This window comes from Nocardioides sp. F233 (assembly GCF_057813895.1).
Genome location: NZ_JBVASH010000001.1, coordinates 524,110 through 536,117, shown reverse-complemented (window position 1 = coordinate 536,117; position 12,008 = coordinate 524,110). Strand labels below are relative to the sequence as shown.

Here is a 12,008-nt window from a genome sequence, read left to right as displayed (position 1 = left end):
TGTTCGAACCAGCGCCTCATCAGCAGAGATCTCCTCGGTCGGGGCATGCCACGGACATGCGCGGGACTGTATTTGCCGGACGGGAGCGCCCGGGCTCGTTCGAGTAAAGAGATGAATCGGGGTGAGGACGACTCACCCCGAGCCGCCGACTGGTGTCCACGAGACAGGACGCGACGAACCGTGCGCGCACCTCAGGCCTCCGGCCAGCCGGGGACGTCGTAGGTCCACGCAGGCGGCATCAACGCGACCTTCTGCAGGACCTCCGCGCGGCTGGTCACGCCGAGCTTCGCGTAGAGACTGCGGACCTGGGACTTGACCGTGTTGATCGAGACGCCCAGCTGATCCGCGATCTCTGCCCGGGCGGCTCCTTCCAGCAGCAGCCGGAAGACCGCACGCTCGCGCGGCGACAAGGGGGCCGCCAGCGCCGGTCCGGGCATCCAGACAGCGTCCTGCGCGGACGCTGCGACGTCCGCGGAGAGCCAGTCCTCCCTGAGCGCGAACGCGACGAGCGGCCGGGGCAACGAGGAGATGTAGGAGCGCCAGACCTGCTGCCGAGCCGTGTCCATGACGACGCCGAGAAGGCGCCGTGCGCCCTCCGCGTCGCCGCGCGCGATGCACGCGGCGGCCTCGAGCGCCCGCAGCCGGGCCGCGTCACGCAGGGTGAGGTCGTGTGCGGCCCGGGCCACGCGCGCGGCGTACCGGACCGTCTCGAACTCGCCGCTCACGTAGAGGACCATCGCCTCGGCGACGGCCGACCACGACGTGCGGGAGGTCCCAGGCTCGATGGCGACCCACGCCTCACGGACGTTTCCGAGGGCGACGTTGAAGTCGGCGCGCGCGGCTCGCTTGATCTCGTGGGCGATGCCGTCGCCCACCTGCCCCGAGGGCACGACCTCCTCGGCCTGGGCGAGCAGGCGCAGCCCGTGCCGATGACGGCCGGTCAGCACGAGGAACTGGGCATGGGACCACAAGGCCAGGGGCCACAGGCTTCCGTACGACGCGGGCTTGCGCCCCTGGACCAGCCGCCCGGCCGCGGGAAGATGCCGACGGTCGAGGAGAAGGACCAGGCGGGCCAGCCGGATCGCGTCGGCCGTGGCTGCCACGCTCCGCCCGATCTCGGCCTCGAGCACCTCCGCCGTGGCGAGCGCGTCGTCGGCCTCGAGCAGCTCGCCGGCAACCGCGCACACGAGGGCGAGGTGAGCGGCCGCCTGGGCGCGACCGGCCGGGGAACCGCGCAGCCCCTCGGCGTCGTGCGCTGCCTGGAACAGGTGCCGTGCGCCGGCGACATCGCCGCCCAGCAGCGCGGTCAGGCCCTCCTGCAGCCGCAGGAAGGCGAGCAGAGCCAGCACCCCGGCATCCTCGGACACATGGCCGATGCGGTCGGCGACCGGGCGGGCGCCGTCCAGGATCAGGCGGGCCTGGAGGAACTGCCCTCTCTCCCGGTGCTGGAACGCGGCGAGCAGGTGGGCGACGAGCACCTCGTCGTCGGGACGGCCGCCCCGCCGCACCTCGCCCATCGCGTGGTCGACCAGCGCCCACGCCTGCGCCCCGGTCACCAGGCCGCTGCCGACGGCGACCAGGCGCAGCACCGGACGCCGCGTGATGGTGGTCAGGTCGAAGGTGCCGACCAGCGCGCGCAGCGCATCAGGGCCGACGGAGTACCAGCTCTCGATCCAGTCCGACTCGAACGCGTCGACGGCCTGCTCGAGGCTCTCCTCCGCGATGATCGCGCGGAGGGCGTGCACGGACACGACCCCGGGCATGGGCGGTCCCTCCTCCGACGCTCGACCCGGTGTACTTGCCGGGGGCGCGCAGTGCGCCACAAAGAAGGATGGAGGAACCGGCGGCGTGAAGGCGGCCGCGAGGTCCCGGGCGGTCGCTTTTGCCCCCCTTTGGGGGGACATGGCATCACCCGGCGTCGACGTACCCGTCGTCGATGGCGATCCGGCTCAGGTCCACCTTCGAGCGCACCGGGCGGCCGGCCGCGGCGTACTTCGTCTTCACCCGAGTGATGTAGGTCTTGGCGGTGTCCGGCTTGACCCCGAGGGCCTCCGCCACGGCCCCGAGGGTCAGCCCGGAGGCGTAGAGCACGAGGGCGCGCTCCTCCTGGTCGCTGAGCTGGGGGCGGTCGGCGTCGGCCGCGATCACGGCGGCGAGGTCCGCCGTCATCCACTCGCCGCGCCGCAGCACGGTCCACACCGCGTCGACGACGTCCTGCTCTGAGTCCCGCTTGCCGACGATGCCGGCGACGCCCGCCTTGATCACTGCACGGACCAGCGTGGGCGAGGCCAGCGCCGACAGCACCAGCACCCGCAGGCCCGCATCGACGAGGCGGGCCACCACGTCCGGATCGACGCTCGGTCCGCGGTCGACGCTGAGGTCGAGCACCAACAGCTGCGGGCGGGAGCTGGCCGGCGCACGCTGCACCCAGGCCAGGAACTCCGGCAGCGTGCTGCAGCTCGCCACCACCACCAGGCCCGACTCCCGGCCGAGGATCTCCTCCGTGCGGCGACGTTGCAGCAGGTGGTCCTCGACGAGCGCGACCTGCCAGACCTCCGACCCTCCACCCACTCCCACGAGGACAAGTCTCGCAGTCCGGTACAAGAATGTTCGCGGGTTAGCCGAACTCACCCGTCCGGCAAGCGAGAGGATGTCCGCGTGACCAGCTTCGGAGCATCGGTCGGGTCCGGCGCCCTTGCACGCGACCTGGTCCGCCGCGCGTCCCCCTTCGTCCCGGACGAGGACGGCTGGGCCACCCGCACCCTCGTCGACGCGATGACGCGCGCCTTCCTGCTGATGACCGCCGTCTGGCAGCTGGTCATGCTCGGCGCGGTCGTTGCCTCACCCGGCCCGGTCACCCGGCTGCTGCCGCTGCTCACGGCCCATGCCGCCGCGCTCGTCGCGACCCTGCTCGTCCGGGCTGGGCGGCTCCCGCTCTGGCTCCCCGTCGTCGCGGTGCCGGCGCTGTACGTCGCCGACTGGGCGGGGGCGGTCTCGATGAACGACCCGCTGCTGTTCGCGGGCTGCTGGATGATGAACCTGGGCAGCGCGACACCGGCGTTCGTGCTCCGCGGCCGCCTCGCCCTCGTGCTGGCCCTCCTCGGCGCGCTCCTCGTCCCTCCGGCCATGCTGCTGCTGCGCCCGGACCTTCCGGCGGCCTTTCCGATCGCCGTTCTCGGCACCCAGCTGGCGATCGTCGCCGCGACCCGGATCGGCCTGTCCTACCTGTACGACTTCGCCACTCGTGCCGACGAGGAGGCGGCGGCTGCGCTGCGGGAACATGCCGCGGTCGCCACGCAGGAGGCCGCCAGCCGCGCCTCCGCCGAGGACGCCCGGGTCCTCCACGACACCGTGATCAACACGCTCGCCGCCCTCGCCAGCGGTGGTGCCGCCATCAGCGACACCACCGCGGTCCGGGAGCGCTGTGCCCGGGACATCGCGACAGTGACCGCGCTGCGGGACGGCGCGGAGCCGGTGACCGACGACGGGCTGCGCGCGGCGTCGTACGACACCCGGGTCCGGGTGCGCCACCTCGGCATCGCCGACGGTCACCTCGACCGACTCGAGGCGGCCCTTCCCAGCCTGCGGCTGCGGGCGCTGCGCCGGGCCACGACCGAGCTTGTCCAGAACGCCGCCAAGCACGCGGGCGTCGACGAGGTGGAGGTGCGAGCCGACGAACGGGACGGAGCCCTCGTGGTCACCGTCGCCGACGACGGCGTGGGCTTCGACGGCCGCGTCGGCAGCGGCGGCCTGGCCACGTCCGTCGTCTCCCGGGCGCAGGACGCGGGCATCGACGTCCACGTCGACACCGCGCCCGGCCGGGGAACGCGGGTCACGCTCACCGCGCCGACGTTCTCCCTCGGCTCCGACGATCCGGGCGCCGGCAGCGACATCGGCGGCGTCGTCCAACTGCTTCGCCGCCGTGGCTGCCTGCTGTACGCCGCCGGTGTGGCCGCGATCGGCTTCTTCCTCTCGCTCAACAACCACCCCGGCGAGGCCACGCCCGACTACCTGATGGCGACCCTCGCCGCCCTCGGCGCCGCCCTCGCCTGGCACACGACGCGGCACCGTGACAGCGTGCCGTGGTGGGCGGTGGCCGTGCTCACCGGCGCCGCGGGGACTGCGTTCGTGCTCTCCGCGGCGGCCGTCGACTACGGGCGCGAGGACCCGGTGCTCTGGCAGGCCATCGGGGCCACCGGCCTGCTGATCGTGATCGCCGAGCTCGGCCCACGGCCGAGCGCCGTGCTCTGGGGCGGAGGGGCGTACGCGGCCGTGGTGGTGAGCGTCGCGGTGCTGATCGGGCGCCAGTCCTCCGACCAGGCCGAGACGATCGTGCTGATAGCCGGAGCGGCCGGCCTCGGCCTGGTCGCGGCGTGGCGTGGGTTCCAGCACACGATCGGGGAGATCGCCACCCGGGCAGCCGCGGACCAGCAGGCCGTCTGGTCCGCCCGGACTCGGCTCGCCGAGCGCGAGGCCGCTGACCGGTCCCGGGCTCGCTGGCGCGACGCCGGGCTGAACCGCTCCCTCGAGCTCCTCGAGTCCGCCCGCAGCGCCGACGACCCCGGGAACGTCGCGCTGCGACTCAGGTGCGCCACCGAGGAGGACTACCTGCGCCAGCTCACCCTGCTCCACCCGGATCTGGTGCACGTCGGCCAGTGGTTCGCCCGGGCTCTCAACGATGCCCACGACAGCGGCGTCCGCCTGGTCGTGCGGTCCGGCGGGGCCGACCTGCCCGCCGACGTCGCCGCCGACCTGGGCAGCGTCGTCCTGGCAGCTGTCGCCGGTACGCCGAGCGGCTCCGACCTGACCGTCACCCTCTTCCCCGACCCTGCGGGTGCCCGGATGACACTCGTCGGCGCGCACCCGCACCTCGGGGCCGGTGTGCGGTCGGCGGCCGGTTCCTTGGCGGCGCGCGCCAAGGTGCAGTCCGTGGCCGGCCAGGACGTTGCGGAGATCCTGCTCGACGTACCGGCCTGACCCGGTTCAGCCGGAAGCGTCGGAGCCACGCGGCCGGCTGGTGAGCGTGACCACCGCGGTCTCGTCGTCGACACGGTCGACCTCGATCCGCCAACCGTGGCCCGACCAGGGGGCCTCGCCGGCCTGCAGCAGGTCGGTGTACGGCGGCACGCCCTGCTGCGCGACGTACCGGCGCCGCAGCGGGTCGCACGGCGTGCCGCACGCCGACGCCGACGCATCGACCAAGGTGATCGCGATGCCCGACTCGGGGAGATGGCGGTCGAGACCGTCCGCGGTCAGCAGCTCGACGGTGAGGAACCGGTCCGCGGTGAGCGGCAGCTGGAGCAGCCGCAATCCGTCCGGGCCGGCCGAGCGGTTGATCCGGTACGTCGAGGCGGTGCCCTCCCGAGGCGCTCGCACCACGTCGCCCGCCGGCATCCATCCGGCGTCAGCCAGGTTGACGCCGAGCGTGCCGCCGGCGTGGTGCTCGTCCGGGAACACGGCTCGGGGTGCGGTGCTGTCGCTCATCATGTCCAGCGCGCTGTCGTACTCCCCCGCCGGGCTTCCGGAGTGCGGCCAGCCCAGGGTGTGGCCCAGCTCGTGCTCGACCAGGTCGAAGGCCGGCAGCGGGCCCCAGGCGGGGTGGAAGTCGCTGGCTCCGACGTACGCACCGCGCCGGGAGACGCTCGCCGGACAGGGCGCTTCTGCCTGCGCGCAGCGGGCGCCGGGGTTCCCGAGACCGCCGTGGGCGTCGGCACGGTGCTCCGCGTTCGCGACTGCCAGGACGACGTCCGCCGTCCGGCGCGACTGGTCCTGGGCCCGCGCCATGCACTCCTCTCCGCCCTCGTCGGCACGAAGGGACAGCACCCCGCCGGCGACGAAGCGCGGGACGTACCGGCCGTGGGACAGGGTCGCGAAGTAGCGCCGGACGTGCTCGTCGAGCTGGTCCGCGACCGTGGCCGGGTCGAGGTCGAGCCGCAGCGGCGACGGCTGGTAGACCGGAGCCCGGGTGTCGAGCGGGACCGCGCAGACCCAGACCTCGATGGTGTCCTGGCTCTCGGCCGGAGCCGACCGGCCGGCGGTCCCTGGGATCGATCCTGAGAGCGCCAGCAGGCCGACGGCCGCCAGCGCCACCAGGACCCACCGTCCCCGATGTCTCGTGTCCACCCTCACCGCAAGGGCGGCCCGACCATCCAGCCCACCAGCGAGTAGCGCACGCCCGAGGTCACCGGCGTGACCTGGTGGCCGACCGTCGACGGGAAGACGACGACCGAGCCCTGGTCGCGCAGCTGGGGCTGGGCCAGCAGCTGTCCGACGCCGTTCATGAACTCGAGGTCGCCGCCCTCGTAGCCACTCGGGTCCGAGAGGTTGACCGTCACGCTGACCTTGCGTTCGAGCCCGGTGCCGAGCTGGCCGTAGTCGGTGTTGTCGTAGCTCAGCGCGTCGACGTGCCAGGTGAACTGGTCACCGACGTCGTAGCGCAGGATGCTCAGCGTGCCGAGACCGGTCACGTCGAACTTCCACAGCAGGTTCGCCAGGTTGGCGAAGTGGGACACCAAGGCTCCGGCCCAGTGACCCGGCTCGATGAAGGTGTGCTTCGTCTTGCGGGACTCGGAGAGGATCTCCACCGGGCGGTCGGCGAGCTGCACCGTGGCGGCGTACAGCTCCTCGTCGGCGAACGAGCTGATCACCGCCTGGCACACCTCGGGCGGGATCACGCCGTTCCAGAGGCGGTAGACGATGCTCCGTGGAGACGGGGGCGCCACGGCGTCCCCCGCCTCCACGAGGCTCTCACTCATGGGCGGCCGGAGTGCGGGAACGCCGGACCACGACCACGCCGGCCGCGGTCATGGCGGTGCCCAGCGCGAGCATGCCGAGCGTGGTACCGGCCGCACCGGTCGCCGGGAGCCCACCCGAGCCGTTGCCGGCCCCGGCTCCCTCGACCGCTCCGTCGTCGTCCTGCTTCCCGCTGTTCTTGCCGCCGACCTCGCCGGCGCAGATCTCCGGGAAGGTCTTCACGGTGCCGTCGGTCGCAGCGACCGCGTGCACGATGCGCGAGCCGCCGCCCGCGGCTCCGGGAGGTCCGGGAGGTCCGGGCGGTCCGGGCTGTCCCGGAGGCCCCTCCTGGCCGGAGGGGCCGTCTTCGCCGTCCCAGCCCTGCGGGCCGACAGGGCCCCGCGGGCCCGGCGCTCCGGGGACGCCGTCGACGCCGGCCTCGCCGGCGGCGCCGCTGGGTCCCTTCGGTCCGGTCGCGCCGTTCGGGCCGGGCGCTCCGACGACGGTCGCGACGCAGGCGGGGGCGAAGGCGGAGCAGTCGGTCGCGACGACGGCGTGGACGATCCGCGCCGATCCGGCACCCGGAGGTCCGGGCGGTCCGGGTTCTCCGGGTGCGCCGGGTGCGCCCGACGCACCCTCGGCGCCCGGCAGGCCGGGCGGACCGGTCGGCCCCGGCAGGCCGGCGGCACCCGGTGCACCGTCCGCCCCGTCCGCTCCCGCCGGGCCGTTGTCGCCCCGAGGACCGGGCATGCCAGGAGCGCCGTCCGGGCCGGGGATCACGACGACGCAGACACCGGGTACGGCGCCGCAGTCGACCGGACCGGGCGCGGCATGGACCAGCCGCCCCGCGCCTCCTCCCGGAGCACCGGGCGGCCCGGGCGCACCGGGCTCGCCCACCGGGCCGGCCTCCCCCTCCGCGCCCTGGGGGCCCTCCGGACCCTGCGCGCCGGCCGGACCTTCCGGTCCCTGCTCGCCGTCGGCGCCGTCGGTGCCGGCCGGTCCCGCATCGCCCGCCGGACCGGCGGCGCCGTCGGCGCCGGCCTTGCCGTCCGGTGCGCTCGGCAGCAGGCAGGTCACGCCCTCCTGTGCCGCGGCGGCCGGTTCGGCCTGGGCCGGGGAGCCCACGGCCAACACACTCAACGTCATGACACCCGAGACTGTCGCCAGATATCCCAACTCCGGACGTGGTGGCATTTCGTTCCTCTTCTCTCCTTGCGGAGTGATAGGTCAGTGGATGTGTCCGGCGGCGGCGGTGGAGAAGCGCCACCGCCGCCGCCGGAGTCTTGTCGCCGTCAGTTCAGCGGAACCGCGGTGACCACGACGTTCTGGCGGTAGTGGAACCCGCCGCCCGACGTCGTCACCTTGCCGGCGCAGCTGATCAGCACCAGCTGGTGCTCACCCGTGGTCGAGAAGAACCGGTCGGGCAGCTTCGAGGCCCGCGAGAACCTCTCGATCGAGGTGACCCGGTAGCGCAGCTTCTTGCCGCCCTGCCAGAGCGTCACGACCTTGCCCTTGCGGATCTTGGTGAGCTTCCAGAACGCACCCGGCCGGTCGTGCCGGTCGGAGACGTGGCCGGCGATGACCGTCGTACCGATCAGGTCACCGGCGGCGGCCGACTGGGTGAGCTGGCCGGTGCGGGCCACGTTGCCGGGCACCTGCATCGTGCCCTTCTTGATGCCGACCAGGGACGTGCGGGCATTGACGCCCAGCGATGGGATGCGGATCCGATCGATCGTGCGACGACCGGCGACGTCGCGCCCCGGCGAGCTGAAGCCCGTGCTGACGACCGGCGTGGAGTACGACGGCTTGTGCACGATCGTCGTCTCCGACACCAGACCGCAGGCGTGCGTCGCGGCGGTGTTGTGGCTGTCCGCCGTGGTCGAGGCGACCCAGGTGTAGTAGCCGGTCCGGTTCACCTGGACCGTCGGCGTCTCGACGACGCCGTTGCCAGGGGTGAAGGCCACCGTGCCGACCGCGTTCGCCGGGGTGCAGGCGATCTTGTCGCGCGACGCGAAGGGGCCGTACAGCGTGGCCGAGCCGGTCGCGCCGTGCCCCGGGACGAAGCCGGTGATGGTGACCTTGTCGGAGACGTGGGCACCCGGCTTGACCTGGTCGTGCGAGGTCTCCGTCGTCAACGAGACCTTCGACTGACCGCCCGCGCCGGTGTCCGGCTGCTGCACCGTGGTGGTCTCGGCCGCCAGACCGCACGCATGCGTGGCCGCCGCGTTGCGATCATCCGCGCTGAGGTTGACCTGCCAGGTGTAGAGGCCGGGCTGGGTGACCGTGATCGTCGGCGTCGTGATGGTGCCGTTGGCCGGGGTGAAGGTGACCGTGCCGACCACGTTCGCCTCGGTGCAGACCGTGTCGTTCACCGTGGTCACCGGACCGTAGAGGGTCGCGGTGCCCGTCGCGTTGCCGCCCGGGACGAACCCGGCGATGGTGACGACGTCGTGCAGGGCCGCGCCGACCGTGACCGTGGCCGCGGAGGCTTGGGTGTTCACGGTCGGGGCGCCCTTCGCGACGGACACCGTCTGCGCTGCGTCGTCGATGTCCTTGTGATCGACCAGGAACATGTCCTCGCCGTCGATCGTCACCCACAGCTCCTCGAAGGCCACCAGCGACTCACCGGCGTAGCCCGACGGAACCGTGAACTCGACCTCGACACTGCCCTCGGCCGACGTCGGGGTGAACGTCCTGGTACCCGTGATCCCGGTCGGGAAGCCGTCCGACTTCCTCATCAGCTCTCCCGTGACGGTGTACGACGTACCGGGCGTCAGGCCCTGGTAGGCGACGGTGTCCACGACCGTGCCACCCCCGGCGGGGATGGTGTGGTCGCCGTCGGCCTTGTCGGTCAGCGTGGTGCCGATGGTCAGGTTCGGCGCCGGGGCCACGGCCACGGTCTGGGCGGCGTCGTTGATGTCCTCGTGCGAGGCCACCACCGGCGTCTGGCCGGTCACCTTGAGCTGCTCGAAGGCGACCAGCGACTGACCCGCGTAGCCGGCCGGAACCGTGAACTCCACGTCCACCGTGCCGTTGGCCGAGGCCGGGGTGAAGGTCTTCGTACCCGTGATGCCGGTCGCCGAGCCGTCCGACTTCCTCATCAGCTCACCGGTCACCGTGTACTGCGTGCCCGGGGTCAGGTTCTGGTACGCGATCGTGTCGACCACCGTGCCGCCACCGGCGGGGATGGTGTGGTCGCTGTCGGCCTTGTCGACCAGCGTGGTGCCGATCGACGGGTTGGGCGTGACCGCCACGGTCTGGGCCTGGTCGTTGATGTCCTTGTGCTCAGCGACGATGGTGCTGCCGCCGTTGACGGTCAGCGTCTCGAAGGCCACCAGCGACTGCCCGGCGTACCCGGCCGGAACCGTGAACTCGACCTGGACCGTGCCGTTGGCGCTGGCCGGGGTGAAGGTCTTCGACCCGGTGATCCCGGTCGCCGTGCCGTCCGACTTCTTCCGCAGCTCACCGGTCACCGTGTACGACGTACCCGGCGTCAGGTTCTGGTACGCGATCGTGTCGACCACCGTGCCGCCACCGGCGGGGATGGTGTGGTCGCTGTCGGCCTTGTCGACCAACGTGGTGCCGATCGACGGCGTCGGGGCGGCGGTCCAGGTGACGGCTGCCGAGCCGGTGGTGGTGGCGGTGCTGCCCGCGACCAGCATCAACGACTGCGCGTGGCTGCCTGCCGTGGGCGTGCCGCCGGAGGTGGTCGGCACCGAGATGACCGTGCCCGAGCCGCCCGCGCCCTGGCCGGTCACGGTGACCGTGGCGGAGCCGGCGGTCGTCGAGCCGCGCAGGTCGAGGTAGACCTGCTGGCCGTCGGTGACGGCCGAGGTGTTGATCAGCGTGCCCGAGGCGTCGGTCACCGCGACACCCGGGGCGACGGTGAGGCTGACGGAGGGCTGGTTGGTGTGCACCGTGAACGGACCGACCAGGGTGCCGGCCTGCTGCGCACCCGCCGGGGCGGTGACCGTCGCGGTCACCGACGGGATGTCACCCGGCGACATGGTCGCGCCACCGTTGACGCTGTTGACGAGGTACTCGTACGCGGCCTGCGAGTCGGGCGACGCCCAGGGCCACGCTGCGTCGAACCCGAGGTCGGTGTAGCGCCAGATGGCGTACTGCGTGGCCTCGATCGCGTCGTTCTGCGAGATGCCGGGCGCGCCTGCTGCCGCGCCGAAGGCGGCAAGACTGAGGGCCGGGTAGCTGTGCATGACGATCCAGAGGACCTTGCCGGCCACGGTCGGGTCGGTGTCGAAGAGGTTGCTGCCCACGAAGGACGAGGCGTCACCGGCGATACCGGTGGTGCTGGTCTTCGCCGGGACCTGGTTCTCGAGGCAGTAGGCCCAGTAGTCCGCGGCGCCCGGGTTGCTCGTGTTCGCCGGAACGGGCGAGTAGATGGTGTGCAGCGGGGTCCCGCTGTATCCCTGTGTCTGCGAGCCGACCCAGACGGTGTCACCGTCTCCCGGCTCGGTCGTCGCCGACGCCGACGGCGTCCACGACGGCATGACGACGGCTCCGACGGCGAGCACCAGGCCCACCACCCACGCCCGCCACGCGCGGTGACTCCAACTCGACTTGCTCACTGATCTGTCCCCTTCATCTCGACGTCGCGCCGCGCGCGACCCCGGGTCGTTCAACATGGATCTGCACGTCTCTTCCGGCCCGGTCCTGGAGCGCTGCTCCAGGTGCGCGCAGCCTGTACGAACCGAAACGACCGACGACAGCGAATGCGCCGCACCCACGGACGAATGACACCCATTCGGGGGTCAGGCGAACGTCACTCATCCGCGCTCCCGCTCCCGGGCCGCTCCGCGGGGTGGGGGCAGAACGGCGGCAGCAACGGCATGACGCGGTAGCTGCGCTCGCCTTCGACGTCGGCGTTGACCCGCCGGTCGTCCTCCAGCGCGCAGACCGCCGCCTGAGCGTCGGCGTACGGACCGGAGACGTAGGTGAGACCACCCTCGGTAATGGCCAGGACGTGCGGACGATCGAGGTCGGCGACGCTCTCGCTGATCAAGTGGTCGACCAACAGCTGCAGCGCGGCTTCGGTCGGATGGCCGTCGCCCCGCTCGGGTGACGGCTCGTCCGACCAACGATTCGTGGTGACGGCTCCCATGACCGGTTGACACGTGGCGGCGGCCGACATGACGCGGTCGTGGAAGAAAATCGCGGGCCGCGTCGGGGGTGCGGTCCTGGTCCGCCTACGAGGTACGACTGAGCATGCCGAGACCTCCCCCACCCTCCACCCTGGAGCTGGCCGCACCGCGTCGTGG

Annotated in this window: 8 protein-coding genes; 1 reads left to right on the top strand and 7 read right to left on the bottom strand. The window is 72.6% G+C overall.

All coding sequences use genetic code 11. From position 1 onward, the window contains the following. Nucleotides 1–191: 191 nt before the first annotated feature. Nucleotides 192–1,763 (bottom strand): helix-turn-helix transcriptional regulator, encoded by a 1,572-nt coding sequence (locus tag ACZYRU_RS02525; protein WP_488955503.1) that lies wholly within the window; start codon nt 1,761–1,763, stop codon nt 192–194. A 145-nt stretch (nt 1,764–1,908) separates the two neighbouring features. Beyond that, nucleotides 1,909–2,577: a response regulator gene (locus tag ACZYRU_RS02520; RefSeq protein ID WP_488955502.1), complete on the bottom strand. Its 669-nt coding sequence runs from the start codon at nt 2,575–2,577 to the stop codon at nt 1,909–1,911. Between the two features lie 81 nt (nt 2,578–2,658). On the opposite strand from ACZYRU_RS02520, the gene ACZYRU_RS02515 reads away from it, so the two are divergent. Then, nucleotides 2,659–4,977 carry a sensor histidine kinase gene (locus ACZYRU_RS02515; RefSeq protein WP_488955501.1) on the top strand — a complete coding sequence of 773 codons (2,319 nt, stop codon included), beginning with the start codon at nt 2,659–2,661 and terminating at the stop codon, nt 4,975–4,977. A 6-nt stretch (nt 4,978–4,983) separates the two neighbouring features. Here the strand turns inward: ACZYRU_RS02515 and ACZYRU_RS02510 are convergent, their stop codons facing one another. The 5 genes from ACZYRU_RS02510 to ACZYRU_RS02490 all read right to left on the bottom strand — a co-directional run bounded on the left by ACZYRU_RS02510 (nt 4,984) and on the right by ACZYRU_RS02490 (nt 11,851). Next, nucleotides 4,984–6,090 (bottom strand): zinc-dependent metalloprotease family protein, encoded by a 1,107-nt coding sequence (locus ACZYRU_RS02510; RefSeq protein WP_488955500.1) that lies wholly within the window; start codon nt 6,088–6,090, stop codon nt 4,984–4,986. Between the two features lie 35 nt (nt 6,091–6,125). Beyond that, nucleotides 6,126–6,755, bottom strand: a complete 630-nt coding sequence (locus ACZYRU_RS02505) for a 2OG-Fe(II) oxygenase (protein WP_488955499.1) — start codon at nt 6,753–6,755, stop codon at nt 6,126–6,128. Further along, on the bottom strand, nt 6,748–7,878 hold the full coding sequence (locus tag ACZYRU_RS02500; protein ID WP_488955498.1) for an LPXTG cell wall anchor domain-containing protein: 1,131 nt from the start codon (nt 7,876–7,878) through the stop codon (nt 6,748–6,750). Before ACZYRU_RS02500 ends, ACZYRU_RS02505 begins: the two co-directional genes overlap by 8 nt. A gap of 146 nt (nt 7,879–8,024) precedes the next feature. After that, nucleotides 8,025–11,318, bottom strand: a complete 3,294-nt coding sequence (locus tag ACZYRU_RS02495; protein ID WP_488955497.1) for a VaFE repeat-containing surface-anchored protein — start codon at nt 11,316–11,318, stop codon at nt 8,025–8,027. A gap of 194 nt (nt 11,319–11,512) precedes the next feature. Next, the gene (locus ACZYRU_RS02490) at nt 11,513–11,851 is read right to left on the bottom strand and encodes a hypothetical protein (RefSeq protein WP_488955496.1); all 339 of its coding nucleotides are present in this window, start codon (nt 11,849–11,851) and stop codon (nt 11,513–11,515) included. Between the last annotated feature and the right edge of the window lie 157 nt (nt 11,852–12,008).